We start from the raw sequence: 25,099 nt of genomic DNA on the forward strand, positions 1-25,099 counted from the left end.
ACGAGCAACCCACCTGTTGGGCTGAACCACGCTCACCGCTGGAGCGGGCCGTGCTCCTTCCGGGGGCGTTGGAGAGGTAGGAACGACTCCCAGAGGGAGACCCGGCTCAGGTCAGGGCCCGGGTGGGCGCGGTGTTCAGTTCTCGAACACCAGGTGTGAGCCCACCGCGCGTCCGACCCAGCACGACACTTCGGCGCTTCCCGGTCCGGTCACCCAGTCCGATCCAGGGTCGGGCAGGCCGTCGCAGTGCGCTACGACGTGCCAGCGGTAGTTGCCGGGAGTCTCGCATCTGCCCCAGGCAACGCCGTTGTCGCAGACGCGAGGCGCGAGCGCCTGGGCGGAGGCCCCGGAGCTCACGGCCAGGCCCGCCGCGACCGTCCGCCCGTCCCCTCCACGACATGACCTTCAGCCCGGACGGCACGTTGGCGGCTTCCCCCGCCCCATGCCGCCGCGCCCTGGCAGACGAGTGACCGTCCATCTGCGGCCCGTACGGTTTCGTCCATGAACGGAAGAGATGTTCGGGGCCCGACCGGGCCACCGGTCCGGGTCACGCGGACCGGTGGCTTCGGCCTCCACTTCGCCGCTGCGTTCGGACGCAGCGGCCGCGTCACGGGGTGACGAAGAGGGTCTCCACTTCGCCGGTTGCCGCGAGGTGACGGCGGCGGCTCGGCAGCATCGCGGTCGGGTGGGAGATGCTCCAGGCCGCGCTCGCGCAGATGAACTCCTTGATGCGGGCGGCGGTCCGGCCCGTGATGGCGGTGGACATGGCCTGATCGTCGGGGGTGACGCGCTGGATGATTCCGTCGCGGCGTCCGAGGCTGATGCACTGGATGGTGTAGCCGATCGTGGTCTCGGGAATCTTGCGACCGGTCAAGCGCGCGGCGAGGGCGTCGGCGGCCAGCCACGCCATCGGGATTCCCGAGGCGCAGGACATCCGCAGTGGTTTACCGCCCGCTCCTTCGGCGATCGCGGCGTCGCCGACGGCGTACACATCGGGGTGCGAGACCGAGCGCATGGTGCCGTCGACGACGATCCGCCCGGTATCGGACACCTCCAGGGTGGTGGCGGCCGCGATCGGGTGCACGGTGAAACCCGCGGTCCACACGGTCACCTGGGCCGGGATCTCCCGGGCTGCACCGGTGACCACGCCGTTCGCTTCGACGCGCTTGATGTCGGCATGCTCGTGGACCGTGATGCCGAGCCGGTCGAAGACGCCGCGCAGGTGGCGCTGGGCCTTGTCACTGAGCCAGTCGCCGACGCCGTCGCGGGCGGCGATTGCGACCTCGAGGTCCGGGTGTGCCTCGGCGATCTCGGTGGCTGCTTCGATACCGGTCAGGCCGCCGCCCACGACCAGCACGGTCCCACCCGGCTCCAACTCGCCCAGGCGCGCCCGCAGCCGCAGCGCGGCCTGCTTTCCGGCGACGTTGTAGGCGTACTCGGCGACACCGGGGACGCCGTGGTCGGCGACGGTGCTCCCAAGGGCGTACACGAGGGTGTCATAGCCGAGGGTCTCGGCTCCGTGCTCGCTGGTGAGATCGACGGTCTTGCGATCGACATCCACCGCGGTGACCCGCGCCGGCCGGACCCGCACGCCGGTGCCCGCATAGACGTCGTGCAGCGAGCGATGCGGCAGATTCTGCCCGCTCGCGAGTTGGTGCATACGCACCCGTTCGACGAACTCGGGGTCGCCATTGACCAGAGTGATCTCGATGTCGTCGCAGTGCAGCCGCCTGGCGAGGCGACCGGCGGCGTTGGCTCCGGCGTACCCGGCTCCGAGGACGACAATGCGGTGCTTCATGGCTCGCTCCTATCTGGTTGCTTTCACCTCCTGAACCGGACAGCCGTACGATCCCTGACAGGAAACGATTGTGATGCGGGTCACCACCCATTCTCCACGAGGGGGCGATGGGGGCCAGCGGCTGTCCACTGGCGCGTGATGCGTTCCAGCTTGTCGGGGTTGACCTGGATGTGGATCGCCGCGACGCCGTCGGGGGTCGCGTCGAGGCAGAGGACGCTGAAGACCCGCTCGCCGACCTCGACCAGCACGGCAGGACCGCCGTTGACGACGACGGCATAGAAGGCAGGCCTGCCACCGGCAATGGCTCGCTTGGCATCGGTCGGCCGGAACAGGCCACGCAGGAATCGCGCGATACCGAGCGCACCGATGAGCGGGGTCTTGCGGGCCGGAATCCGGCCACCGCCGTCGGAGACGCTGACCGCGTCGCCGGTGAGCAGCCGGATCAGCGGCTCGGTGTCGCCGCTGAGGGCCGCGGCGAGAAACTCCTCGACGATCTTCCCCGCGGCGACCGCATCGACCTCGGTGCGGGACCGGTCGGTGGTGACGCGCTGCTTGGCCCGCCGGTAGATCTGCTGGCAGTTCGACTCGGTGAGATCGAGGATCTCCGCGATCTCGCGGTGCGGGTACCCGAACGCCTCGCGCAGCACGTACACCACGCGCTCATTGGGCGACAGCCGCTCCATGAGGGTGAGCATCGCAATGGAGACCGACTCGCGTTGCTCGACGGTGTCGGCCGGACCGAGCATCCGATCTCCGGCCAGGACCGGCTCCGGGAGCCACTGCCCCACATAGGTTTCCCGCCTGGCCCGCGCCGAGGTGAGCTGATTGAGGCAGAGATTGGTGAGCACCTTCGTCAGCCACGCCTCAGGTGTCTCGATCCGTTCCCGGTCCGCCGCGTGCCACCGCAGAAACGCATCCTGCACCGCGTCCTCGGCATCAACAGCCGACCCGAGCAGTCGGTAGGCGATCGCCTCCAAGCGGCCCCTGAAGCTCTCGAACAGATCGGCCTCGTGCGTACGGAGCGACATCACCTCATGGTCCGCCATGTGCGCAGGCCGCGTCCACCCGCCCCCTGATCGGCCCAGCGCGTGATCGGGCCAGTTCGATCGGGGCCACGGGCAGCATACGGCCGTGGACCTTGGCATCCCCACCACGCGCGGTGATCGATGAACCCCACGAAGGTGGGCTGCCGCATGGACCTCAACCAAGATCGAGAACAAGTTCAAGAAGTGTGCATCAAACGCCCTTCAGAACACGATCAAGTGCCGCCCGGCCTGCAGGTCCCCAGTGCGGCTTGCCGCCGGGAAGGCCCCGATCTCCGTTCTGCCCCATGAGCATCAGGAAGAGGCTCTTCATAGCGGCCAGCCCGCGGGCGCGCCGGATCGCCGCCTCGTCTGCATGCCCGTACATGTCGAAGAACCGTGAGGCCGTGCCCGCGGGTAGCAGCACCCATGCGGCGGCGAGGTCCCACGCCGGATCGCCGGCGAACATGTCACCGAAGTCGATGATGCCCGAGAGCGTTCCGTCCGAGACGACGACGTTCGCGGGATGGAGGTCGCCGTGCACCCACACCGGCGGGCCCTCCCACGCGTGGGCCGCAACGGCGTCGTCCCAGACGTCCCGGACGTCGGCAGCAATGTCGTCGGGGGCAACGGCCTGGAAGAAGTTCTCGAAGCCGTCCGTGCAGTTCCTGGGATGGGCACCGCGGTCCGTAGTGATCGGCGCCTCGGTGGGCGCCTCCACATGGAGCGCCTGGAGGAAGCCCGCCAGCGTGTCGGCCGCGTGGGCGCCGCGGCTGATCGAGCCGTGGTCCAGCGGCTCGCCGGGAACCCACGTCATCACGGTCCAGTGCTTGGGGAAGCGCTCGGACGGTTCGCCGAACCGCACAGGGGTCGGCACCGGGAGCGGCAGGCGCGGGGCCAGCACGGGTAGCCACCGCCGCTCCTTGAGCTGGAGCTCCGGGGTGGGGTCCATGCGCTGCATGCGCACGGCCAACTCGTCCCCGAGGCGCCACATTTGGTTGCCCCAACCGCCCACCACCTCGCGGATGGCCAGCCCTGCAAGGTCTGGATGTTGCTCCTGCAGCAAGTCGCGGACCAGGTCTGCGGTGATCTCGATCTCAGTGTCGGTCATGCGAAGTCACAGTACTGAGGCGGCAGGGAGCGGCTCTTGCTCTCCGGAACATCTCGCTGTCATTCCTCTGGCATCACCAATTCGGCTTCAGAGAGCTCCAGATCAGAGGCTTTGGGACGGAACTGCCCCATAGTTCAGAAAAGCCTGCCTGAGATGCCCGTGACCAACATCAACCCGAAGATGCTGCCCCGACTCGACGAGATCGAACTCGGCCTCCTGGCCCGCCGAGCCCGAGCCGAAGCCGAGGGCGGGCTCGGCGAAATTGAAGGCATCGACCTCACCCTCACCTTCCTCCGCCAGAAGCGAGACCAGACCCGACGACTCGCCGGAGTCGCCCCGATCCACCTCGGCATGCCGGGCATGCGCACCCCCAGGGCGGAGACGTGATTTGTGATCAATACGATACGGCGCCGACCTCGCTGAGCCAGGCGACCGTTTTAGCTGGTGGTCACCAGGCTGCGCGCGGCGGGTCGCCTTCACCTGGATGCTCGGCGACGCTGATCGGCACTGAGGTGACCGTGCCGTCGGCGAGGTCGACCTGGTAGGCGCGCCACTGGTGCACGTACAGGAGGTGCTCGCCGGTCCCGTCGACGCTGAAGCGCAGGCTCAGAGAGGCGTCGTGCGGCAGCTCCGGCCGGGCCAGGACCTGCGCCGGCCCGCCCGGCACGGGGACGCGTTCGATGGTGTGCCCGGACGCGTAGATCAGCGCGCTGCCGTCGGGGGTGTGGGCGAGCGACTCGATCGGCGTGGCGCCCGTGGCGTTCTTGATGATCTGGTACGCAGCGCTGTCCGGGTCGGCGCCCAGGCGGGCGAGGTCGAGCGAGGCGATGGCCCGGAGACCCAGTACGAAGGCGAGCGAGCGGCCGTCCGGGGCCCAGGACAGGCCGCTCACCATCGAGTGCGTCAACGTCTTCCAGTCCCGGCGCCGGCCGGTGGCGACGTCGAGCACAGAGATCTTGGCGCCGCCTCCGATGAGCGGTGTGGCGTATGCCAGCCGTGTGCCGTCGGCGCTGAGGGCGAGGTCGTAGACGAGGGTGAGGTCGTCGGGGTCGGTCTGCGTGACGGCCACCGGCTTCCCGGGTCGCCCGTCCTCGCCGAGGCGTACCAGGAAGAAGCGAATGTGCGGGTTCCTCGGCTCAGTCCAGCCGGCGATGGCGAACGTCCGGTTGTCCCGAGCGGCGGCCACGAGGTGCCAGGAACTTTCGACGCCGGGCGGCAGCGGGATGTTCGCGATGAACGACCCGGTCTCGGCGTTGTGCACGGCGGGCGGCACCGGAGTGAAGACAGCGGTCTTGGACTTGCCGGGGAAGTGGGCGAGCGGAGTGCGCGCGGAGACGAAGAACCGCGGCGGGCCCGTCGCAGTCAGGAGTGCTCCGGTCGCCATGGGCTCGGCCAAGGAGGTCGCCATCGGGAACGGGTGTCGTACCGGACCCGAGGACACCATGGGCGAGGACGGCGGCGGGACCACTGTGAGAGACGGCAGTGGCGGGGACGCCGGAAGCTGGGACGCGTTGACGAGCGACAACCGGTCGGCGGCCGGATCGGCGCATCCGGCGGCCAGGACGGCCAGGGCCAAGCCCGCCAGTGCGACGGACGTACTGGACGACATGCAGCGATCATCGTACGGAACGGCCTTCTTGACCAGCAAGGGACATGATCAGTTAAGCACCGACATCGACGATGAATCGCCTGGCCGGGGATAGCTGAGGAAGTCCGCGCCCGCGAGCAGGCCGGTCAGGGCGAGCACGCGCAGGGGGAACAGGAGCCCGGCCACGCGTCAGGAACCGTCGAGGCTCGACAGCCCGTTGACCGCGATCTCGATCCCCCGCCGGCCGGAGGCCAGGACGTCCTCGTTGGAGCCGCCCTGCTGCTGGGTGACCAGCCCCGCCACGGCCAGTGCGCCCATGAAGCTGCCGACCGCCGCGCCTGCCGCCACGGGATCCAGCTCGGGGTAGACCTCGCACAGGGCCTCGGCCAGCAGGGGCTGCCCCTCGAGCATGAGCGTCAGCCCGCGTGCCCGCAGCGCGGGCTCGGTGAACATCAGCCGCGTCCGCAGCGGCGACAGCGCGAAGTCCAACTCGTCGTCCTCGGCCAGGCTGCGCACCAGGGCCTCGAACATCCGGCTCAGCAGATCCCCCAGGGGCTCTCCCGGTTTCCGCCCGGCGATCACGTCGAGCATGACCTGCCAGCGATCCTCGGCGTGCAGGAAGAGCACATCCTCCTTGCTGGCGAAGTACGCGAAGAAGGTCCTGGGCGCCACGTCGGCCGCCGCGGCGATCTCGGCGATGGTGGTCTGCTCGTAGCCTTGCTCGCCGAACAGCCGCACCGCGGCCTCCAGCAGCGCGCGGCGGGTGCGGACCTTCTTGCGTTCGCGATGACCTTCCACGACACCACCCTACCGCACGCCCTGCGTTTATGCATTAGTTGCAATTTCGCAATCCGTGCGCTTTTCTGGGGGGCATGGAAACCCTCAAGTCGCTGCCGCTCGAGCGGGAGGACCCGTTCGAGCCGCCTGCCGTACTGAAAGAGCTCCACGGACCGCTGCACCCGATGACCTACGCCGACGGGCGGCCCGGCTGGCTGGTCACCGGCTACACCGAGGCACGCGCGGTGCTCGACGACCCGCGCTTCAGCAACACCTCGCAGGGCGCCGCGCCGCCGATCAAGGAGCTGGCGCCCCCCGAGGGGCTGGCGGATCTGGTGATCCCGCCAGGCTTCTTCATCGCGATGGACGACCCCGAACACTCTCGCTACCGCAGGCTGCTGACCGGCCACTTCAGCATGCGGAAGATGCGAAGGCTGGAGCCCAGGATCCAGGAAATCATCAACGGTCAGCTCGACGAGATGGCCCGCGCGGGAGCTCCCGCGGACCTCGTCCGCGCGTTCGCGCTGCCGGTCCCATCGCTGGTGATCTGCGAGCTGCTCGGCGTGCCGTACGGCGAGCGTTCGCGCTTCCAGGACACCACCGCGCAGGCGGTGAACCTCGACAACTCCATCGAACAGCGGGGCGCCGCAGCCGCCGAGCTGATGGGTTACCTCTCCGAGCTGGTCGGGCGCAAGCGGGCCGAACTCGGCGAGGACCTTCTCAGCGAGTTGGTCGCCGGTGGCGAGCTCAACCACGAGGAGCTCACAGGGGTGGCCACGCTGCTGCTGACCGCCGGGCACGAGACGACCGCGAACATGCTGAGCCTCGGCACGTTCCTGCTGCTGTGCCGCCCCGATCAGGCCGACCTCGTACGCACCGATCCCGGTGTCGCGGAGACCGCGGTCGAGGAGCTGATGCGCTACCTCAGCGTCACGCACATCGGCCCGATCCGGGTCGCCAGGGCTGACGTGCCGCTCGCCGGGCAGACGATCAAAGCTGGAGAGACCGTGACGATCTGCCTCCCGGCCGTCAACCGGGACACAACCCGCTTCCCGGACCCCGACCGCTTCGACGTCACCCGCCAGGCCGGGCAGCAGCTGGGCTTCAGCCACGGCATCCACCAGTGCCTGGGCCAGCAACTGGCCCGGCTGGAGATGCGGCTGGCCTACCCGGCGCTGCTGCGCCGCTTCCCCGCGCTGCGGCTGGCCGTACCCGCCGAGGAGGTGCCGCTGCGGCCGCGGGCCACCATCTACGGCGTGGCCGCCCTGCCGGTTACCTGGTAGTGACGCCCACGGGCACTTCCTACATCCGGTGGATGGCGCCATGGCGGCCAGAGCACGAGCCGCACTCCAGAGAGCGAAATATGAGTAGGGGGCTACTCATGTCCCGGCGGTGGGCCGCGGGACAGGATGCGATCACGGGGGGCCGGGAGTGCCCGCCCGCGCTCCGTCCTTTGATCTGTCCCGGAGGAAGAACATGCTCACACGTTCCGGCAGGCTCGCGGCGATGACAGCATCGGGGTGCCTGGCATGGTCGCTGCTCGGGGTCACGGGAGCCGGCGCCGAGACCGCGTTCGCCCCCGACACCTGCGCCAGCGGGTACGTCTGGCGCGGCGCGCGGCCCAGCGACCACGTATGCGTGGACCCGTCCGTACGCGACCGCACGCGGTCGGAGAACGCGTCAGGAGTCTGGCACGCGTGCACGACCGGGTTCGTCTGGCGGGAGGCGTACCCCGGCGACTACCGGTGCGTGGTCCCCAGCTCCCGCACCCAGGCGCGGCGCGACAACGACAGCGCGGCCCGCAGGCTCGCCTGGGTCATCATGATGAAGCGCAACCACGCCGGCAAGGGGCCCTCCTGCGACGGCGAAACCTGCTCCACCACCAACGAGGGGCCGTACCAGACCGTGGCCGTCCGCGGCTACTACCTGACGCCTGGCACCCAGGTCACCGTCCAGGTCAAGCGCTCCTCGGATGGCCGGGTGCTGTGGCAGGGCCGTGCCACCGCGCAGTCGGGCGGCAATGGACCGGCGGGCAGCTACTCGGTCGACACGGGGCGCGTCCTGTGCGGCGGGAGCTCGTTCAAAGCGCCGCTCACCGCGTACGTGGTCGTACGCGGCGACGGCGGACAGTGGTCGCCGCGCGTGCCGATCGCCTGGCGGTCCTGCTCACTGCTGTAATCATGAGGTCGGGAAGTGCCGGTAGAGCGGCGACCCGAAGCAAACACCTGCTATAGCCCCCTGGAGCTTGACCGCGCCGCCGGTTCAGGGGGCGGTGCGCCCGGGGGGGACAGCGGGACGGGGAGTTCAGCGTGGCACCGCGCAGGTCGGCGTATTCTCCGGTGGCGCGGCTCGGGGTCGGCGAGGTGCCGCTCAGTCATGGGGCGGCAGTGATCCGATCTGGTGGTCGGCGACGTTGAGCGACTCCTCGACCAGCCGGCGGAGGTGTCCATGGTGGAGGGAGTACACGACGTGGCGCCCGTCCTTGCGGGCGGTCACCAGGCCGGCAAGCCGGAGCTTGGCCAGATGCTGGCTGACGGAGGGGCGGGAGGCCGCGATGGCGTCGGTAAGCGTGGTGACATCGGCTTCGCCGTGGCTCAACTCGTTCAGCAGCGCCAATCGCGTGCGATCGGCGAGGAGCGCCAGAACGGACGCGGCGACTTCGAACCGCTCGCCCCTCTGCTGGGAGGTCAGCGCATCTGCGTGGGCCGCGCTCATGCTCATGACCACATCGTAGAGCCGCGGCGGCGTCCGGCGGCTGCAGCGCACTCAGCGGCCGAAGGCGTCGTGGCTACCGGTGGACGATCAGGACGGCGTGGTGGTCGGTGCCTTCCGGTCCGTCGGGGTCGGCGTGCACCGTGGCGGCCTGCAGACGTGGCAGGTCGTGGATGAGCCGGTGCTCGGCCTCCACCGACACGGCGTGCGCCTCGACCAGAGAGAGCTCATGACGCACCACGATGTCCACCTCCGCGCGGAGAGCGTGGCCGATCCAGCGCATGCGCAGGGAGCCGACACCGCGCACGCCGGGGGTCTCGGCGACGATCTGCTCGGCCTTGGCGATCAGCGCGGGGTCGACGGCGTCCATCAGCCGGTGGTAGACCTCGCGGGCGGCGTCACGCAGCACGTAGAGGATCGCGACGGTGATGAGCAGGCCGATGATCGGGTCGGCGTACGGCCAGCCGGCCCATACTCCGGCTGCTCCGAGCAGCACGGCCAGTGAGGTGAAGCCGTCGGTGCGGGCGTGCAGGCCGTCGGCGACCAGCGCCGCCGAGCCGATCTCGCGGCCGACCTTGATCCGGTAGCGGGCCACCAGTTCGTTGCCGAGGAAGCCGATCACTCCTGCGGCGGCGACCCAGCCGAGCGCCTCCACGTCCTGTGGGTTGATCAGGCGCTTGACGGCCTCGTACCCGGCCAGGGCCGCCGAGGCGGCGATGATCAGCACGATGATGATGCCGGCCAGGTCCTCGGCTCTGCCGTACCCGTAGGTGAACCGGCGCGAAGCCATCCGGCGGCCCACCGTGAAGGCGATCGCCAGCGGCACCGCGGTCAGGGCGTCGGCGAAGTTGTGCAGGGTGTCGCCGAGCAGGGCCACCGAGCCCGACACCATGAAGATCACTACTTGGGCGAGAGCGGTGACGGTGAGCACGGCGAAGGAGATCGCCAGGGTGCGCATGCCGCGGCGGCTGGTCTCGAGTGCGCGATCGGTTCGGGCTGCCGCGTCGTGACTGTGTGGCGTCACCACATGGCGGAGCCGTTCCCCTAGGGTGCGGCTGGGGGATGCGTGGTCGTGCTCGTCGTGGCCATGTCCGTGTCCGTGTCCGTGGCCGTGGCTGTGGTCTCTCTCGTGGGACGGTCCTGGGCGGCTGTGCACGCTCATCTGCTGCTCCTCGTCCTGTCATGGAGCACGGGTGACAGTACGGTTATCCCCTCCGATATGTATTCGTATGCGCACGCAAGCACATGTTAGGTGCGTTGACCATGCAGCAGCACAACGGCGGCTCGCCGACCGGCGCCCCGCCGACCGACGCGCAGGTGGAGGTCGCGGTCGCGGCGTTTCGGATGCTCTCCGATGCCACCAGATTGCGCTTGCTGTGGGCCCTGGCCCACGGTGAGCACGACGTGGGCAACCTCGTCACAGTGGTGGGAGCGGCACGGCCTGCCGTGTCCCAGCACCTGGCCAAGCTGCGGCTGGCCGGGCTGGTGGCCTGTCGCCGGGAGGGCAGGCGGGTTCTGTACCGTGCCCGCGACGCCCACATTCGAGCGTTGATCGCCGAGGCGGTCCATCATGCCGATCACGAGGTGTCGAGGATCCCGCGGCACGAGTGATCCGGTCGAACTCAGACGCATCGACGGGCGCCCTGGCGGGTGAGCACCGCGTCGATCATCAAAGACATTCCCAAGCCGACACTCGGATTCAGCGTGGTCCGCCGGGAAACGGGTGTGCGGCCATCGCAGGATGACATATTCGCGAGTGCATACATCTTTACGGGTCGGCCCGCCAGCGGCGCTGGCCCGTCCACAGTTCCGGTGATCACTGCCCCCGGGTGAGCTCGGCGCGAAACCCAGCGCTGCTACGGCGGCGACGAGCGACCGCTGCGAAGCCATCGCTTGGGAAGAAAACCCGGGAGGATCTCGTGCACGTACCCGACGGCTTCTTCACCGTCCCGATGTCCCTTGCCGCGGGCGCCGTGGCCGCGAGTGGCGTCGCCTATTCCCTGCGCAAGGCGAGAGACGAACTGGACGACCGGATGGCTCCGCTGGCCGGGCTGGTGGCCGCTTTCGTCTTCGCCGTCCAGATGCTGAACTTTCCCGTCGGTGCCGGAACAAGCGGCCACCTGATCGGAGGTGCTCTGGCGGCGATCCTCGTCGGACCTTATACAGGGGTCCTGTGCATCGCTGTGGTGGTCACGGTGCAGGCCTTGTTCTTCGCCGACGGAGGACTGACGGCCCTGGGCATCAACATCAGCCTGATGGGGCTGGTGACCGTCCTCACTGGATACGGGCTCTTTCGCGCCGTCGGCAAGCTGGCGCCACGCACCCGTACCGGCGTCGTCATAGCGGCCTTCGCCGGAGCCATGGTGTCCGTCCCGATGTCCGCTCTGGCCTTCACGGGACTGTATGCCATCGGCGGGACCTCCTCGATCGATCCCGCCACGGTCGCCGCGGCCATGGGCGGAGTCCACGTGGTCATCGGCCTGGGTGAAGGCGCGATCACGGCGTTGACCGTCAGTACCGTGCTGGCCGTACGGCCGGACCTGGTCTACGGCGCGCGCAGCCTGGCCAGGCCGTCGATGCTGCGCACCGCTTCCGGTGAACTGGTTCCGGCTCGGCCGGCGGAGGGAGGCCATCGCGCGGCTCCGCGACTTCGGCCGTTTCTCCTCGGCGGGGTCGCTGCCGCCGTCGTGCTCGCGGGACTGGTGAGCTTCTACGCCTCGGCGAACCCTGACGGCCTCGAGCGGGTGGCAACCGACCTGGGGTTCCTGTCTCAGGCGCAAGACCATCCGCTGGGAGACTCGGCGTTGGCCGACTACACCGTCAAGGGCGTCGAAGACGAGCGGTTGTCAACAGGGCTGGCCGGCGCGCTCGGTGTGGGGGTCTCCCTGGCTGTGGGCGCCGGTGTGGCCTGGGCGCTGCGACGCAGAGCCCGCCGCCGGTCGGCCGCCGCGGCCATCGCCGAGCCACTGACGCCGGAATCGTGAATCCATGGCCGCCGGACACAGCCCTCACCTGTATGTCCATGCCGACACGCCCGTGCACCGGCTCCCACCGCAGTGCAAGCTCCTGTCGCTGATCGCGTTCATCCTGATCGTCGTGGCCACCGATCGGGAACGGTTCTGGGCGTTCGCTCTCTACTTCTTGCTGCTCGGCGCGGTGGCCGTGGCGGCCCGCATCCCCCTGAAGCTGCTGCTGCGGCGGATGGTCGTCGAGGTGCCATTCGTGATCTTCGCGGTCGCGCTGCCGTTCCTGTCCCAGGGCGAGCGTCTGACCGTCTTCGGCCTGTCGATGAGCGCCGACGGGTTGCTCGCCGCGTGGAACATCGTGGCCAAGGCGACTCTCGGAGTGATCGCCTCCATCCTGCTGGCCGCCACCACCGAGCCGAGGACCCTGCTGCTCGGCGCCCAGCGGCTGCGGCTTCCGCAGCTGCTGGTGCAGATCGCCTCCTTCATGCTGCGCTACGTCGAGGTGATCCTCGACGAGATGCGCCGGATGCGCATAGCGCGGGAATCCCGAGCGTTCGTGGCACGCGACCTCCGGCACCTGCCCGTCGTGGCACGTTCGGCGGGAGCCCTGTTCATCCGCTCCTACGAGCGCGGCGAACGCGTGCACCTGGCCATGCTCAGCCGCGGCTACACCGGAACCATGCCCATCATTCACGACGTGCGCGGCTCCGCCTCGCAGTGGGCGCTGGCCGCCACCCTGCCCGCCGCCGCGATCACGATACTCATCGGAGGACTGTGGTGAACTCTCTGCTGGTCGAAGGGCTGATGCACGCCTACCCCGACGGCACCCAGGCCCTGTTCGGCGTGGACTTGTCGATCGACCGGGGAGAACGTGTCGCGCTGCTCGGGCCCAACGGCGCGGGCAAGACCACGCTGGTCATGCACCTCAATGGCATCCTCACGCCCAGTCTGGGAACGGTCTCCGTCGGCGGGCTGCCCGTGGCTCGCGACAACCTGAAGGAGATCCGGCGCCGCGTCGGCCTGGTGTTCCAGGATCCAGACGACCAGCTGTTCATGCCGACGGTCCGCGAGGACGTCGCCTTCGGCCCCGCCAATCTGGGCATCCGAGGTGAAGAGCTGGAACGGCGGATATGCGAGGCGCTGGAGCGAGTCGGGATGCTCAACATGCTTGACCGGCCACCGCACCATCTGTCCGGCGGGCAGCGCCGCCGGGTCGCCGTCGCGACCGTGCTCGCCATGGAACCCGAGATCCTGGTGCTCGACGAGCCCTCCTCGAACCTGGACCCGGCCGCACGCCGGGAACTGGCCGACATCCTACGCGGGCTCGATGTCACCATCCTCATGGTCACCCACGACCTGCCGTACGCCCTCGAGCTGTGCGAACGGTCCCTCATCCTGTCCGGCGGGACCATCGTCGCGGATGGCCCGACAGCCGCGATCCTCGCCGACCCCGAACTCCTAGGCCGCCACCGGCTGGAGCTCCCGTACGGTTTCTCGGTCGAAATGCCCATGTGAGGTGCGATTCCAGGAGGCCAGTGCATCCGGCCGGTGATCTGTGTCAGAGGCGGCAGGCGTAGATGCCGGTGACCAAGATGGCGCGTGCACCGACCTCCCACAGCCGGTCCATGATGCGCTGGTGGCCCTCCCGGGGGACCATGACGCGAACCGCCACCCAGCCGTCCTTGCGCAGCTCCGACACCGTGGGCGCTTCCATGCCGGATGTGATCGCGATTGCTTCCTCGACACATTCCTGTGCGATGTCGTAGTCCATGGTCACGAAGTCGCGCGCGACCTGGACACCGTTGAGCCGCCCGATGAGCTGGCGTAGCCCGTTCTCCGCAGGCGCCCCGAGCCGCTTGATCAGCACGGCCTCCGACCGCATGACCGGGTCACCGATGACCTCCAGCCCGACCTCGCGAAGATGAGTTTCGCTCTCGACGACATCGGCCACCGCGTCGGCGACGTCCAGCCGGATCGCGGTCTCGACCGAACCGTCCAGCTTGATGATGCGGGCATCGACCCCGATATCGGCCAGGTGCTTCTCGACCAGCCCCGCATAGGCGGTGGCCACGCGAAGGCCCGTCAGGTCCTCCGGGCTTCGGCAGCCACCCGGCGGGGCCGCGAAGTACAGGGCTGAACGACCGAAACCGAGCCCCGTGATCTCCTCAGCTCGCGCCCCGGAGTCGACCAGCATGTCCCGGCCGGTGATCCCGGCATCCAGCATGCCCTCACCAACATAGACGGCGATGTCCCGGGGACGCAGGAAGAACAGCTCGCAGGAGTTGTCGGGATCGACGACCAGCAGTTCTTTGCTGTTTTTTCGCCGGCGGTAACCAGCCTCCGCCAGCATCAGCTGGGCGCGGTCAGTGAGCTCGCCCTTGTTGGGGACGCCGAGTCGCAGCATGGCTCACGACCCTCTCTGGGCGGCGTCCACCAGAGCAGCCGATCGCTGCTGCCGTCGGTCGGCACCTGAACCGTTGTCACGTGCATACATACATACGTTTCTCCGTCAGCGGGTCATCGTCGACAAGCCGGGCGCGCGTGTCTGACCGAAGGCACTCCTGCACTTTGCCGCCGGACGAGATACTCGTTGGCCGGGATTATTGCTGGCGTACCGGATACCCCGGCAGCCGTCCACGCTGCGGATCACGAAGTAACCATGGGATGTCGGCGATCCTCACGCGACCCCCTTGTTCCCTCCATGCACGTGGCGGCACGATGGCCAGGTGAGGCCTTGGATGAAGGTGGTCGGGATCGCGCTGCTCTGCGTGCTCGGGGCAGCGGTGATCGTGTGGGCGGCAAGCGTTTTGATGAACCAACTGTGATGCCGGCCCGTGATCAACCGTGCGGATGCATCCCGGACATCAGGTGGTCGGCATGGTTGATCGCCTCGACGGTGGGGCGACCGCTGCGCACGCCACTCGACGGCCGGACGGCCCATGCCTGCTCAGGGCGTGCCCGAGAGCCCGCATGGGCAGGAAGCCCTGCGGTTCCGGAAAGCCCCGAGAACCAGCGGAGGTCAGGGCAACAGCAGGGAGGCGATGCCCAGCAGTGCGCAGATGCCGAGGATGCGCAGCATCGGCCAACGCAGCACGAAAGTCATGATCAGCGCAGCCGTGGTGATGGCCAGCGCCAGGACGTTGACGGTGGCGAATTCGGGCACCTGGACGTGGAGCGGTCCCCAGAACCGGGTGCGAGTGACGGCGAACAGGGTGTGCTGGGCGAAGTAGAGAGCGAGATTGGCGATGACGCCGACGACGGCGGCCGTGATGCCGGTCAGTGCGGCGCTGATGCCCGCATTGTGGCGAAGCCGCTCCACGTACGGCGCGCCGAGGAAGATGAACAGGAAGCAGGGCACGAAGGTGACCCAGGTGGTCAGCAGGGCGCCGAGCAAGGCGCCGGCCCACGGCGTTAGGACGCCTGGGTCGCGGTAGGCGCCGAGGAAGGCGACAAACTGCACCACCATGATCAGCGGGCCTGGGGTGGTCTCGGCGAGGGCCAGGCCGCGTACCATCTCGCCCGGGGTCAGCCAGGCGTAGGTTTCCACCGCGCGCTGGGCGACGAAGGCCAGCACGGCATAGGCGCCGCCGAAGGTGATCACGGCGGTGCCGGAGAAGAACAGGCCTTGGGTGGTGAAGACGCTGTCGGCGCCGGTGAGCAGGGCGACGGCGGCCACTGGCAGCCACCAGGCGGCCAGCCCGACGGCCAGGATCTTGCCTGCCGAGCGCAGGCTGGGCTGGGCGTGATGCAGGGCGTCATCGGGGATCAGCGGAGCGGGTCCGCCGTCGCCGCCGTGCCCGCCGCCGTTCGCGAGGGCGTGCGGCATCCGCTTGTGGGTCGCCCAGCCGATCGCGGCGGCCACGGCGATGACCACTGGGAACGGTACGGCGAACAGCGCGAGTGCGGCGAAGGCGGCCACGGCGGTGGCGATGAAGACAGGGTGGGTCAGCGAGCGTTTGGCCACCCGGAGGACGGCCTGGGCGACGATGGCCAGCACTGCGGGCGCGATGCCGGCGAACAGCGCGGTCACCAGCGTGGTGTCCTGCCAGATGACGTAGACCGCCGACAGGGCGAGCAGGGCCAGCATGCCGGGCAGCACGAACAGGGTTCCGGCGACCAGGCCGCCGCGGGTGCCGTTGAGGAGCCAGCCGACGTAGATGGCCAGTTGCTGGGCCTCGGGGCCGGGCAGCAGCATGCAGTAGTTGAGTGCGTGGTTGAAGCGTTGCTGGCCGATCCAGCGTTTCTCTTCCACGAGGGTGCGCTGCATGACGGCGATCTGCCCGGCAGGGCCGCCGAAGGTCTGCAAGGAGATGAGGAACCAGGCGCGCACCGCCTGGCCGAAGGGGATGACATCACCGGACGTCACAGAGCCAGCGGAGGCTGGGGTGGACGGCTGGCTCATCACATTTCTCCATTCACGCGGGCGGGCGGCCGAGCAGCAACGCGCGCCGGTGGTACTCGTACAGGCCGTCGAACAGCGGCCCGGTCAGCTCCAGCACGCGCTCGTCGGCACATGTCATCGACAGCCCGCGCAGGATGACGTCCAGGCCAGGCGCCTCGGGCGCGTCATAGCGCTCGTCGTCGACGTCCGCTTCGTGCACGATCTCGGCGATCTTCCACAGCACCGGGTCGCTCAGGTCGTAGCGGCGCAGGATCGTCTCGAAGCTGCAGTCGGCGCCGTGGTGCGACAGCTCCGCTCCGCGCATGTCGAACGCGGTCGCGTCGGCGGGCACCAGAGCCGGATCATCAACAAACACGAAGCGGGCCTCGGCGTCGATGTGGCGGCGGATCAGCCAGGCGCACGCCGCGCGGTCGATGTGCACACCGCAGCGAGTTGCCCACTTCATTCGGCACCTTCCAGGGCGGGCTTGTCGGCGGTCTGGGTCAGAGCGCGCACGGCCTGCTGCGCGGTCTCGCGCTCGGCGGGCGGGAAATAGTCCCTGCGGGTGATCCGGCGTAGCTCGGCGCGAAGCCGTGTGGCGATGCGGGTGCGCTCGCCCGGCGTGGCTTTGGCCGCGGCGCGGGCCTGGTCGATGACCGCCTGGTATTCCAGGACGCGGGCTTCGCGCATGGACGTGGCGATCGTGCGCTCCTGGGCGGCGTTGGCGGGCGCGGCCAGCCACACCGTCGCGGAGCCGTTGAGTTCGCCGATCTCCTCGGCGATCCAGTCGAACTGCTCGCGGGTGCGGGCGTCAGCGGGCAACGCCACCAGGCCATCACCCAGCCGGGCCACGCCGAGGCGCTCCAGCTTGCGCCAGATGCTGATCCGTCCCGTCGACGGCTCTCGAGGGATCTTGTAGGTCAGTAGGACCCACTGGCTGCCTGAGCCGGTCATCGCCCCTCTTCCCTGATGCAACCATGGTTTCAGCAACCATGGTTTCTAGTCAACCACCTTGATGAGCGGAGATCGCGACCCATGGATTCATGAACACGGCGTATGGTGCCGAATACGGTGTTCGGAATCGTGGAGGGCGTCGATGCCGGCAGCCGCGACGGATCGCAGAGTGCGGCGGACCAGGGAGTTGCTCCGCCGTGCGTTGGTGGAGCTGATCCTGGAGAAGGGCTACGACCGGATCACCGTGCAGGACATCATCGACCGCGCCGACGTCGGCCGCTCGACCTTTTACGCGCACTACACGGACAAGGACGACCTGCTGCTCAGTGGCCTGGAGGAGCTGGCGGCAACGTTCGAGGAGCACATGGAGCGCCACTTCGCCAGCCGCGCCGAGCCGAACCCGGTGCTGGCCGCCTTCCAGCACGCCGACCGGCAACGTGACCTGTATAAGGCGCTGGCGGGCAAGCGGGGCGCGGAGGTGATGAGGGCGGGGCTGCGCCGCAGGATCAGAGAGGTCATGATGCGGCGGATGCCCGAGTTCCTGCCGCACCGCGATGGTGCGGTGCCGGTGGAGGTGACCATGGAGTTCTTGCTGAGCTCGCTGCTCGGCCTGCTGGTGTGGTGGCTGGACAACGACGTGCCCTACACGGCCGAGGAGATGGCCGACATGTACATGCGCCTCATCGTGCCCGGCGTCAAAGCCGTCCACGGAATCTGAACACTTTCGCCGATCTGTTCACTACCGCACTGAACTGCGGTTTCGTCGATTGACCCGGCCTCTCCATACCGAACATCGTGTTCTGTAACTGACTCGATGTTCCGATAGGAGGCTCGGTGTCCGTCATCGACGTACGCGAGGTCACCAAGACCTACGACACCCCGCAGGGCCCGTTCACCGCGCTGCGCGGTGTGTCGCTGCAGACCGGCCCCGGTGAGTTCCTGGCCGTGGTCGGCCGGTCGGGCAGCGGCAAGTCGACCCTGATCAACATGATCACCGGGATCGACCGGCCGACCAGTGGCGAGGTGCACGTCGCCGGGGCCGCCGTGCACGAATTGGACCAGCGGGCGCTGGCCGTCTGGCGCGGGCGCAACGTCGGCGTGGTGTTCCAGTTCTTCCAGCTGCTGCCCACGCTGACCGTCGCGGAGAACGTCATGCTGCCGATGGACTTCTGCGACAGCTACCCGCGCGCCGAGCGCCGTCCCAGGGCGTTGGAGCTGCTGGAGCGGGTCGGCATCGCCGAGCAGGCCGACAAGCTGCCCGCCGCGCTGTCGGGCGGCCAGCAGCAGCGCGCCGCCATCGCCCGCGCACTGGCCAACGACCCGCCGCTGTTGGTGGCCGACGAGCCGACCGGCAACCTGGACTCGGCGACCGCGATTGAGGTGCTGGAGCTGTTCGCCGGCATCGCCGCCGGGGGCACCACTGTGGTCATGGTCACGCATGGCAGCGAGGCGGGCCCGTACATCACCTCGACCGTGGAGCTGGCCGACGGGGCGGTGAGCGCGCATGTCTAGGCCGCGCTGGCGCAAAATCCGCCGAGACATGGCGCTGGCCTGGGGACGGACGGTCATGCTGGTCATGGCCATCGCGGCCGGCGTGACCGGCGTCGGTGCGGTGCTCAGCGCGAACGCGATCGCCTCACGCGAGATCACCCGCAACTACCTCGACACCACCCCGGCCTCGGCCACCTTAGAGCTGGAGCGGGTGGACGCCGCACTAGCTGAGCAGGTCCGAAACCGTCCCGGCATCGCGGACGCACAGGCCAGGGCCACCCTCGCCGCCCGGATGCGCATCGGGGCCGACGAGTGGCGGGCACTGATCCTCTTCGTCGTGCCCGACTTCGACGGCATTCGGATCTCCACCTTCACCCGTGAGTCCGGCGCCTGGCCGCCGCCGTCTGGCACCATGCTCATCGAGCGCGCCGCCCGCGAGATGGTGCCGTCCGGCCCCGTCGAGGTACGCCTGCCCGGAGGCCCAAGCCGCACCATCACCGTCTCCGGCACCGTGCACGACCCCGCTCTCGCACCCGCCTGGCAGGAGCGCGCCGGATACGGCTACATCACCACCGAGACGCTCGCCGCAATCGGCGGTGGAGCCGCCCTCGACGAGCTGAAGATCCGCACACAGGCCACCACCCAGCAGGGCATCGAACAGACCAGCCGCGAACTGGCCACCTGGCTGCGCGCCCGGGGACAGCAGGTGCATGAAATCCAGGTGCCGCCGCCGGGCAAGCACCCGCACGAGTCGCAGATGCAGTCGCTGATGGTGATGTTGCTCATCTTCGCCCTGCTCGGACTGGTCTTGGCGGCGATCCTGGTGGCCACCGTGATCGGCGGCATGCTGGTGCAGCAGATCCGCCAGATCGGCGTGATGAAGGCGATCGGCGCCCGCACCGGCCAGATCGCGACCCTCTACGCCGCCCAGGTGCTTCTGCTCGGCCTGGCCGCCGCTGCGGTCGGCATCCCCATCGGCACCCTGGCCGGCCGCGCCTACGCGGACGTGATCGCGGAGCTTCTCAACCTTGACTTGCACAGCCGGACCGTCCCGCTCTGGGTGTACGCCACGCAACTCGGGGTGTCTGTCCTGGTCCCACTCCTGGTGGCGGCCGTGCCGATCCGCCGCGCCGCCCGCGTCACCGTCCGCGAGGCGATCAGCGACGACGGCGTACGCGCAGAAACGGTCTCGGCCCGGCTGGCCGGGCTCAGCCGCACCCTGCTCATGGCCCTGCGCAATGCCTTCCGCCGCCGTGGGCGGCTCGCGCTCACCCTCGGCCTGCTGTCAGCGGGCGGCGCGCTGTTCCTGTCCGGCCCGAACGTGGCCGCCGCCTGGCAACGCACCGTGGACGACGGCTTCGCCGCACGCCACTACGACATGGAGGTGCGGCTTACATCCTCCGACCCGGCCCTGGTCGAGCGCGTCCGCGCCATCCCGGGCGTCACCCGTGTGGAGACCTGGGGACGCGCGCCGACCACCGCCGGGGACGTGGTCTCGACCTACCCCGACGGCGGCCACGGCAGCTTCAGCCTGCGCGGGGTACCGGAGGACTCCAGCCTGCTTGACCTGCCCGTCACCTCGGGCAGGTGGCTGCGCCCCGGCGACACGAACGCGGTCGTGCTGAACTCGATGGCCGCCAACCCGCTTCCGGACGCGAAACCCGGCGACACGCTCACCCTCAAGCTCGACGGCCGCGCCACCACCTGGCACGTCGTCGGCACCGTACGTGAGGTTGGCTCCCCGGCCGCCGCCTATGTCACCAGGACGGCCTTCGAGCAACGCGTCGGCGCCGCCCGTGACCTGCGCATCGCGACCTCCGACACCGTCGCCGTGCAGCGCGCGCTCCGCGACGCCCGCATCGAGGGCACCGCCCTGACCACCACCGAGCTGCGCGAGGCCATCGACGACCACATCTTCGTCCTGATCGGCGCGCTGATCGCCCTCGCCGTGCTGATGGCGATCGTCGGCGTGCTCGGCCTGGCCGCCGCCACCGGCACCAGCGTGGTCGAACGCACCCGCGAGTTCGCCGTCATGCAGGCCATCGGCGCCACCCCCCGCACCGTGCTCAAGGTCGTGCTCGGCGAGACCGTCTTCGTCGGCCTGCTCAGCTGGGTGGCCGCCGCCCTGCTCGCGCTCCCGCTGAGCTGGGCGATCGGAGACCTGCTCGGCGACCTGGCCTTCCGTACGCCGCTGCCGCTCACCGTCTCACCCCTGGCTCTCGTCCTCTGGGCGCTGGCCGCCGTCGCTGGATCCGCCCTGGCCGGAGTGGCCCCCGCTCGCCGGGCCGCTCGGCTGACCATCCGCCAGGCCCTGGCCTACGTCTGAGGAGTACCGATGCGCAAGACACTGCTCGTCCTGCTCGCGGTCGCCGCCGTGATCGGCGGCATCACCGTGGCCGCTCACCTGCTGGACATCGGAGCCCTGATCCGGCAGCTGCATGGACGGTGAACCGGCTCCCGACATGAGCGTGGCGACGACCCTCCGGAAATCCTCCTGCGGCTCGGGGGAGAGCGGGGGTTGCATGGCGAAGAGGTGGTGGGCGGTGGCGACAAGCGCAAGGGCGAGGGCTCCGGTGTCGGCGTCGGCCGCGAGCCTTCCCCGTACCTGTTCCGCCTCGAGATAGCCGGCGAAGGATTCCCGGATCTCGGCGAGCGTCGGCAGGTTCGAGGCGAGCGCCTGGTGCAGCCGCTCGGCCAGGGCGGGCCGCGACCTGACCAGTTCGGCGGCCGCGGGCACGTACACGCCGAACGCGAGAGCGGCCTGCGTCAGGTTGCCGGCCACGCTGCCCTTGCCCACGAGCGAACGCAACCGGGTGGCGGTCTCTGCCGCCTGGCGGGCACCCTCGGCGATGAACTCGGCCAGGAAGCCGTCGAGGTCGCCGAAATGGTTGTGGAGCAGCCCGGTGGCGACCCCCGCCTCGCGAGTGATCGCCCGACCACTCAATCCGCCCGGCCCTTCCCGCAGCAGCACTGCGCAGGCGGCCTCGAACAGCCTGGATTGCACCTCTGGAACGGCGACACCACGCGGTGACATAACCCTCCCTTGCGGAATGAACGTTGTGTTCATACCGTCGGAATGAACACAACGTTCATCATAGGTTAGAGGAGCAGAGATGATCAGATCCAGAAAGGCGATCATCGTGGGAGCAGGCATCGCCGGCCTGGCCGCGGCGCTCCGACTGCGGCAGATCGGCTGGGAACCGATGGTGTTCGAACGAGCTCCCGCCCGCCGGACCGGCGGGTACGTGCTCCACCTGTCAGGGCTCGGCTACGAGGCCGCCGAGCGCCTGAACGTCTTAGCCGAGCTGAGGGATCGCCACTTCGGCGCCACCGACCTGGTCTTCGTCAAGCCGGACGGGCGGCAGCGATTCTCGGCCGCCGGGCGGGATGCCCAGGCACTGCTCGGCGAGCGCAACCTCAACCTGCTGCGCGGCGACGTCGAGTCGGTCCTGTACGAGGCCGTGCGCGACCAGGTCGACATCCGCTTCGGCGCGGACCTCCAGACCATCGAGCAGGACGCGGTAGGCGTGCGCGCGGTCTTCGCCGACGGCAACACCGAGAACGCCGATCTGCTCGTCGGTGCCGACGGACGGCACTCCAAGGTCCGCGACCTCCTCTTCGGTCCGGAGGAGGATTTCCGCCGCGATCTGGACCACGTGGTCGCCGCCTTCATGCTGGACAGGCTTCCGGCCTCCGTACGCGAACGCGCCTTCACCTCGCTCGCCACCCCCGGCAGGACACTCAGCATCCTCAACCTCGATGAGGACCGCACCGCTGCCATCTTCGCCTACCGCACATCCGACCCCGCCACAGAACTGGCGAGTGGTCCCGTGCAAGCACTCTCCTCCAGATACGGCGACCTCGGCTGGGTCGTCCCCGACCTGCTCGACCAGCTCCGCCGCAGCGAGTCGGTCCACTTCGACAGCGGCAGCGAGATCAGCCTCGGCAGGTGGAGCAGGCAGCGGGTGGTTCTGCTGGGCGACGCAGCCTGGCTGATGCCGATCTACGCCGGTTACGGCGCTTCTCTCGCCATAGGGGGCGCTGACCGGCTTGGCACCATGCTCGCCGACGCCCGGGACGAAATCCCAGCCGCCCTCCACACCTGGGAGACGGCACTCCGTCCCGAGGCACGCAAGAGACAGAAGGTCGGACGCCGCAACACGCGCTGGCAGATTCCCAGCACCCCCTTCCACCTCCTGCTCCGCGACGTCCCACTCCGCATCGCGACCTCCACACCGGCTGCGAGACTGCGTCGGCTCCTACCGGCGTGACCGACTAGTCCAGCTCCGGGCTGATTTCTTGGTGACCTTCTGAGGATGCTCGCCGTGGTCATGGAGGGCCTACTCTGTGACTCACCTCTGGCGAGGGCGGTTGATGCCGTTCTCGTAGGCGAAGATCACGGCCTGTACGCGATCACGGAGGCCGAGCTTCATCAGGATTCGCTTCACATGGGACCGGATCGTCGATTCCTCGACGACCAGGGTTGCGGCGATCTCGCGGTTGGACAGGCCTCTGGCGATCAGTTCGAGCGTTTCTCGCTCTCGCGGGGTCAGCGTGTCGAGCCGGGCCTGGTCGGCGAGGTCGGGCGTGGGCTGCTGGGCCATGCGGTCGATGACGCGGCGGGTGACCGACGGCGACAGTAGTGAGTCCCCGGCGGCCACGGCATGCACCGCGGCGATCAGCTCCTCGGGGCGGGCGCGTTTAAGCAGGAAGCCGGAGGCGCCGACGCGTAGGGCGCCGAAGATGTAGTCGTTCTGCTCGAAGGTCGTGAGGATGAGGATCTTCACGTCAGGTGCCGACTGGGACAGTTGCCTGGTGGCGGCGATCCCGTCGAGGTCTGGCATGCGTACGTCCATCAGCACGACCTCAGGTGTGAGCCTGCACGCGCCTTCGACGGCCTGCCGCCCGGTCGCAGCCTCTCCGACGATCTCGATCCCGGGATCGGCGGTGAGGAGCTCAACCAGACCGGCCCGCATGAGGTGGTCGTCGTCCGCGATCAGTACGCGCGTCATGCCCGGTGACCTCCGTCAGGGATCCGGGCATGCACCCGGAAGACGCCATCCACGTGAACGGCCTCGAAGCTGCCACCGAGCAGGGTGGCCCGCTCCCGCATGCCGATCAAGCCGTGTCCGCCACTCCGACGGGGTGTGCCACCGGTGCGCACCGGGTTGGTCACGGTGAGCTTCACCTCCGTCTCGGTGAACCCGAGGTCGATCTGGGCGTTCCCGGTACCGTGGCGGGCCGCGTTGGTGAGCGCCTGCTGGAGGATGCGGTAGGCGGCCTGGTCGGCGGCCGTTCCGAGCGGTCGTGGCGTCCCCGTGACGTCGAGCTGTACCCGCAGTCCCGCCGCGGTGTGGTGGGCGATCAAGGTATCGAGCGAGGCCAGCCCCAGCGGGGCGGCCACCTCCGGGTCGCCATCGCGCAAGGCGCCGTCGTCACGCAGGGTGCCGACAATGTGGTCGATCTCCGCGACCGTGTGTCTGGCGAGGTCCTCGACCGCCTGCAGGGCCTGCACTGTGCGGTCCCCGTCCTCGTGGTGGCGCAGCCGCGCCGCGCCGGCGCGGATGGCGATCAGACTGATCGCGTGCCCAGCGGAGTCGTGCAGGTCACGGGCGATGCGGGCGCGTTCCTCGGCGACGGCGAGCAGGCGTTCGCGCTCGGCCTCCCGCACGGCGCGCAGGCGTTTTCGCTCGGCCTCGCGTTCGGCATGCTGGGCTCGCCGCCTGAGCTCGGCCATCTGCTCGCGCCGCAGCCGGGTCCGTTCACCGGCGAACCAGGCCACCGCCCAGGGCAGGCCGGTGTGGATCATCCCCACTCCGGGAAAGGCTTCCTGCGCGTACGCCGCCGCGCCGAGGTACGCCACGAACATCCCGGCGACCACGGCGGCACTGCGTACCGTCCACGGGGTCTCCTGCTCCCGGCTCGCGGCGAGCAGGTAGAGGGCGGCGATGGGGCCGAGCAGCAGGTCGACGGGATAACCGAGGCCGGCCAGCAGCACGCCGGCCCCCGCCGTCACCGCGAAGACGGCGAGCGGGAAGCGACGCCAGGCCAGGAACGGCACGGCCGAGCAGGCCGCGAGTACCACGCCGAGTGCGTCGAGCCCCTGTGAGCCCGCGCGGAGCGGGGTCGGGCCGCCGTGAGAGAGCAGCGCCAGTGAGACGGCGAACACGCCGGCGGTGAGCGCGGTGTCGAGGAGTGCCTGTGTGCTGCGGAACAGCGGGCGGGCGGTGACCGTGGATGGCATATCTCGGCCAGGGTAGCTCCGCGAGTGGCGCGAGCCATCGCCCTGAAGGGGGATC

Annotated in this window: 26 protein-coding genes; 11 read left to right on the plus strand and 15 right to left on the minus strand. The window is 69.3% G+C overall.

The window, feature by feature from the left end; all coding sequences use genetic code 11:
- Positions 1-135: 135 nt before the first annotated feature.
- The 4 genes from EJK15_RS30500 to EJK15_RS30515 all read right to left on the minus strand — a co-directional run bounded on the left by EJK15_RS30500 (position 136) and on the right by EJK15_RS30515 (position 3,931).
- A complete protein-coding gene (locus tag EJK15_RS30500; RefSeq protein WP_138713932.1) occupies positions 136-357 on the minus strand; it encodes a hypothetical protein in 222 nt (73 codons plus the stop codon).
- Positions 358-607: 250 nt separating this feature from the next.
- Positions 608-1,798: an NAD(P)/FAD-dependent oxidoreductase gene (locus tag EJK15_RS30505; protein ID WP_138713933.1), complete on the minus strand. Its 1,191-nt coding sequence runs from the start codon at positions 1,796-1,798 to the stop codon at positions 608-610.
- Positions 1,799-1,878: 80 nt separating this feature from the next.
- Positions 1,879-2,826 carry an RNA polymerase sigma-70 factor gene (locus EJK15_RS30510; RefSeq protein ID WP_138713934.1) on the minus strand — a complete coding sequence of 316 codons (948 nt, stop codon included), beginning with the start codon at positions 2,824-2,826 and terminating at the stop codon, positions 1,879-1,881.
- Between the two features lie 208 nt (positions 2,827-3,034).
- Positions 3,035-3,931: an aminoglycoside phosphotransferase family protein gene (locus tag EJK15_RS30515; protein WP_138713935.1), complete on the minus strand. Its 897-nt coding sequence runs from the start codon at positions 3,929-3,931 to the stop codon at positions 3,035-3,037.
- A gap of 153 nt (positions 3,932-4,084) precedes the next feature.
- Between EJK15_RS30515 and EJK15_RS30520 the strand changes: the two genes are divergently transcribed.
- A complete protein-coding gene (locus EJK15_RS30520) occupies positions 4,085-4,318 on the plus strand; it encodes a recombinase (protein WP_240777313.1) in 234 nt (77 codons plus the stop codon).
- Positions 4,319-4,379: 61 nt separating this feature from the next.
- Here EJK15_RS30520 and EJK15_RS30525 read toward each other — a convergent pair whose 3' ends face one another.
- Together EJK15_RS30525 and EJK15_RS30530 are read right to left on the minus strand one after the other, a co-directional pair.
- A complete protein-coding gene (locus EJK15_RS30525; RefSeq protein WP_138713936.1) occupies positions 4,380-5,540 on the minus strand; it encodes a TolB family protein in 1,161 nt (386 codons plus the stop codon).
- 168 nt (positions 5,541-5,708) lie between these two features.
- On the minus strand, positions 5,709-6,317 hold the full coding sequence (locus EJK15_RS30530; RefSeq protein ID WP_138713937.1) for a TetR/AcrR family transcriptional regulator: 609 nt from the start codon (positions 6,315-6,317) through the stop codon (positions 5,709-5,711).
- A gap of 74 nt (positions 6,318-6,391) precedes the next feature.
- Here EJK15_RS30530 and EJK15_RS30535 point away from each other — a divergent pair, with 74 nt between their 5' ends.
- On the plus strand, positions 6,392-7,579 hold the full coding sequence (locus EJK15_RS30535) for a cytochrome P450 (protein ID WP_138713938.1): 1,188 nt from the start codon (positions 6,392-6,394) through the stop codon (positions 7,577-7,579).
- Between the two features lie 193 nt (positions 7,580-7,772).
- Positions 7,773-8,474 (plus strand): hypothetical protein, encoded by a 702-nt coding sequence (locus EJK15_RS30540; protein WP_138713939.1) that lies wholly within the window; start codon positions 7,773-7,775, stop codon positions 8,472-8,474.
- 192 nt (positions 8,475-8,666) lie between these two features.
- Here the strand turns inward: EJK15_RS30540 and EJK15_RS30545 are convergent, their stop codons facing one another.
- Together EJK15_RS30545 and EJK15_RS30550 are read right to left on the minus strand one after the other, a co-directional pair.
- Positions 8,667-9,017: an ArsR/SmtB family transcription factor gene (locus tag EJK15_RS30545; RefSeq protein ID WP_138713940.1), complete on the minus strand. Its 351-nt coding sequence runs from the start codon at positions 9,015-9,017 to the stop codon at positions 8,667-8,669.
- 67 nt (positions 9,018-9,084) lie between these two features.
- The gene (locus tag EJK15_RS30550) at positions 9,085-9,966 is read right to left on the minus strand and encodes a cation diffusion facilitator family transporter (RefSeq protein ID WP_240777314.1); all 882 of its coding nucleotides are present in this window, start codon (positions 9,964-9,966) and stop codon (positions 9,085-9,087) included.
- 305 nt (positions 9,967-10,271) lie between these two features.
- Here EJK15_RS30550 and EJK15_RS30555 point away from each other — a divergent pair, with 305 nt between their 5' ends.
- The 4 genes from EJK15_RS30555 to EJK15_RS30570 all read left to right on the plus strand — a co-directional run bounded on the left by EJK15_RS30555 (position 10,272) and on the right by EJK15_RS30570 (position 13,489).
- The gene (locus EJK15_RS30555) at positions 10,272-10,619 is read left to right on the plus strand and encodes an ArsR/SmtB family transcription factor (protein ID WP_138713942.1); all 348 of its coding nucleotides are present in this window, start codon (positions 10,272-10,274) and stop codon (positions 10,617-10,619) included.
- 308 nt (positions 10,620-10,927) lie between these two features.
- Complete coding sequence (locus EJK15_RS30560; RefSeq protein ID WP_138713943.1) at positions 10,928-11,992, plus strand: energy-coupling factor ABC transporter permease; 1,065 nt, start codon at positions 10,928-10,930, stop codon at positions 11,990-11,992.
- Positions 11,993-11,996: 4 nt separating this feature from the next.
- Entirely contained in the window at positions 11,997-12,755 is a 759-nt protein-coding gene (gene cbiQ / locus EJK15_RS30565) for a cobalt ECF transporter T component CbiQ (RefSeq protein ID WP_138713944.1), read from the plus strand.
- Positions 12,749-13,489 carry an energy-coupling factor ABC transporter ATP-binding protein gene (locus EJK15_RS30570; protein ID WP_420847106.1) on the plus strand — a complete coding sequence of 247 codons (741 nt, stop codon included), beginning with the start codon at positions 12,749-12,751 and terminating at the stop codon, positions 13,487-13,489. Before cbiQ ends, EJK15_RS30570 begins: the two co-directional genes overlap by 7 nt.
- Before the next feature lie 43 nt (positions 13,490-13,532).
- Here EJK15_RS30570 and hisG read toward each other — a convergent pair whose 3' ends face one another.
- From hisG to EJK15_RS30590, 4 genes are all read right to left on the minus strand, one after another.
- Positions 13,533-14,378 (minus strand): ATP phosphoribosyltransferase, encoded by an 846-nt coding sequence (gene hisG, locus EJK15_RS30575; protein WP_138713945.1) that lies wholly within the window; start codon positions 14,376-14,378, stop codon positions 13,533-13,535.
- Positions 14,379-14,993: 615 nt separating this feature from the next.
- Entirely contained in the window at positions 14,994-16,340 is a 1,347-nt protein-coding gene (gene chrA / locus EJK15_RS30580) for a chromate efflux transporter (RefSeq protein WP_206061183.1), read from the minus strand.
- A 49-nt stretch (positions 16,341-16,389) separates the two neighbouring features.
- The gene (locus EJK15_RS30585; protein WP_138713947.1) at positions 16,390-16,821 is read right to left on the minus strand and encodes a chromate resistance protein ChrB domain-containing protein; all 432 of its coding nucleotides are present in this window, start codon (positions 16,819-16,821) and stop codon (positions 16,390-16,392) included.
- On the minus strand, positions 16,818-17,309 hold the full coding sequence (locus EJK15_RS30590) for a Chromate resistance protein ChrB (RefSeq protein ID WP_138713948.1): 492 nt from the start codon (positions 17,307-17,309) through the stop codon (positions 16,818-16,820). The genes EJK15_RS30585 and EJK15_RS30590 overlap by 4 nt, the downstream gene beginning before the upstream one ends.
- A 142-nt stretch (positions 17,310-17,451) precedes the next feature.
- Between EJK15_RS30590 and EJK15_RS30595 the strand changes: the two genes are divergently transcribed.
- The 3 genes from EJK15_RS30595 to EJK15_RS30605 all read left to right on the plus strand — a co-directional run bounded on the left by EJK15_RS30595 (position 17,452) and on the right by EJK15_RS30605 (position 21,126).
- On the plus strand, positions 17,452-18,027 hold the full coding sequence (locus EJK15_RS30595; protein WP_171074621.1) for a TetR/AcrR family transcriptional regulator: 576 nt from the start codon (positions 17,452-17,454) through the stop codon (positions 18,025-18,027).
- Between the two features lie 116 nt (positions 18,028-18,143).
- Positions 18,144-18,821, plus strand: a complete 678-nt coding sequence (locus tag EJK15_RS30600; protein ID WP_206061184.1) for an ABC transporter ATP-binding protein — start codon at positions 18,144-18,146, stop codon at positions 18,819-18,821.
- Complete coding sequence (locus EJK15_RS30605) at positions 18,814-21,126, plus strand: ABC transporter permease (protein ID WP_138713951.1); 2,313 nt, start codon at positions 18,814-18,816, stop codon at positions 21,124-21,126. The genes EJK15_RS30600 and EJK15_RS30605 overlap by 8 nt, the downstream gene beginning before the upstream one ends.
- On the opposite strand, the gene EJK15_RS30610 is transcribed toward EJK15_RS30605, so the two are convergent.
- Positions 21,007-21,804 carry a TetR family transcriptional regulator gene (locus EJK15_RS30610; RefSeq protein WP_171074622.1) on the minus strand — a complete coding sequence of 266 codons (798 nt, stop codon included), beginning with the start codon at positions 21,802-21,804 and terminating at the stop codon, positions 21,007-21,009. The genes EJK15_RS30605 and EJK15_RS30610 overlap by 120 nt on opposite strands.
- A 109-nt stretch (positions 21,805-21,913) precedes the next feature.
- On the opposite strand from EJK15_RS30610, the gene EJK15_RS30615 reads away from it, so the two are divergent.
- Entirely contained in the window at positions 21,914-23,071 is a 1,158-nt protein-coding gene (locus EJK15_RS30615; protein WP_138713953.1) for an FAD-dependent monooxygenase, read from the plus strand.
- 81 nt (positions 23,072-23,152) lie between these two features.
- Here the strand turns inward: EJK15_RS30615 and EJK15_RS30620 are convergent, their stop codons facing one another.
- Both EJK15_RS30620 and EJK15_RS30625 read right to left on the minus strand, forming a co-directional pair.
- Positions 23,153-23,812, minus strand: coding sequence for a response regulator (locus EJK15_RS30620; protein ID WP_138713954.1), 660 nt, complete (start codon positions 23,810-23,812; stop codon positions 23,153-23,155).
- Positions 23,809-25,044 carry a sensor histidine kinase gene (locus tag EJK15_RS30625; protein ID WP_138713955.1) on the minus strand — a complete coding sequence of 412 codons (1,236 nt, stop codon included), beginning with the start codon at positions 25,042-25,044 and terminating at the stop codon, positions 23,809-23,811. The genes EJK15_RS30620 and EJK15_RS30625 overlap by 4 nt, the downstream gene beginning before the upstream one ends.
- Positions 25,045-25,099: the final 55 nt, after the last annotated feature.

Origin of the sequence: Nonomuraea basaltis, from assembly GCF_005893125.1 — a bacterium.
GTDB lineage: Bacteria > Actinomycetota > Actinomycetes > Streptosporangiales > Streptosporangiaceae > Nonomuraea > Nonomuraea basaltis.

Bases quoted from the DNA above. Each gene is read 5' to 3' on its own strand.
- EJK15_RS30505 (WP_138713933.1), bottom strand. From the start codon at position 1,798: ATGAAGCACCGCATTGTCGTCCTCGGAGCCGGGTACGCCGGAGCCAAC.
- EJK15_RS30510 (WP_138713934.1), bottom strand. From the start codon at position 2,826: ATGTCGCTCCGTACGCACGAGGCCGATCTGTTCGAGAGCTTCAGGGGC.
- EJK15_RS30515 (WP_138713935.1), bottom strand. From the start codon at position 3,931: ATGACCGACACTGAGATCGAGATCACCGCAGACCTGGTCCGCGACTTG.
- EJK15_RS30520 (WP_240777313.1), top strand. From the start codon at position 4,085: ATGCCCGTGACCAACATCAACCCGAAGATGCTGCCCCGACTCGACGAG.
- EJK15_RS30525 (WP_138713936.1), bottom strand. From the start codon at position 5,540: ATGTCGTCCAGTACGTCCGTCGCACTGGCGGGCTTGGCCCTGGCCGTC.
- EJK15_RS30535 (WP_138713938.1), top strand. From the start codon at position 6,392: ATGGAAACCCTCAAGTCGCTGCCGCTCGAGCGGGAGGACCCGTTCGAG.
- EJK15_RS30540 (WP_138713939.1), top strand. From the start codon at position 7,773: ATGCTCACACGTTCCGGCAGGCTCGCGGCGATGACAGCATCGGGGTGC.
- EJK15_RS30545 (WP_138713940.1), bottom strand. From the start codon at position 9,017: ATGAGCATGAGCGCGGCCCACGCAGATGCGCTGACCTCCCAGCAGAGG.
- EJK15_RS30550 (WP_240777314.1), bottom strand. From the start codon at position 9,966: ATGCGCACCCTGGCGATCTCCTTCGCCGTGCTCACCGTCACCGCTCTC.
- EJK15_RS30555 (WP_138713942.1), top strand. From the start codon at position 10,272: ATGCAGCAGCACAACGGCGGCTCGCCGACCGGCGCCCCGCCGACCGAC.
- cbiQ (WP_138713944.1), top strand. From the start codon at position 11,997: ATGGCCGCCGGACACAGCCCTCACCTGTATGTCCATGCCGACACGCCC.
- hisG (WP_138713945.1), bottom strand. From the start codon at position 14,378: ATGCTGCGACTCGGCGTCCCCAACAAGGGCGAGCTCACTGACCGCGCC.
- EJK15_RS30585 (WP_138713947.1), bottom strand. From the start codon at position 16,821: ATGAAGTGGGCAACTCGCTGCGGTGTGCACATCGACCGCGCGGCGTGC.
- EJK15_RS30590 (WP_138713948.1), bottom strand. From the start codon at position 17,309: ATGACCGGCTCAGGCAGCCAGTGGGTCCTACTGACCTACAAGATCCCT.
- EJK15_RS30595 (WP_171074621.1), top strand. From the start codon at position 17,452: ATGCCGGCAGCCGCGACGGATCGCAGAGTGCGGCGGACCAGGGAGTTG.
- EJK15_RS30605 (WP_138713951.1), top strand. From the start codon at position 18,814: ATGTCTAGGCCGCGCTGGCGCAAAATCCGCCGAGACATGGCGCTGGCC.
- EJK15_RS30615 (WP_138713953.1), top strand. From the start codon at position 21,914: ATGATCAGATCCAGAAAGGCGATCATCGTGGGAGCAGGCATCGCCGGC.
- EJK15_RS30620 (WP_138713954.1), bottom strand. From the start codon at position 23,812: ATGACGCGCGTACTGATCGCGGACGACGACCACCTCATGCGGGCCGGT.
- EJK15_RS30625 (WP_138713955.1), bottom strand. From the start codon at position 25,044: ATGCCATCCACGGTCACCGCCCGCCCGCTGTTCCGCAGCACACAGGCA.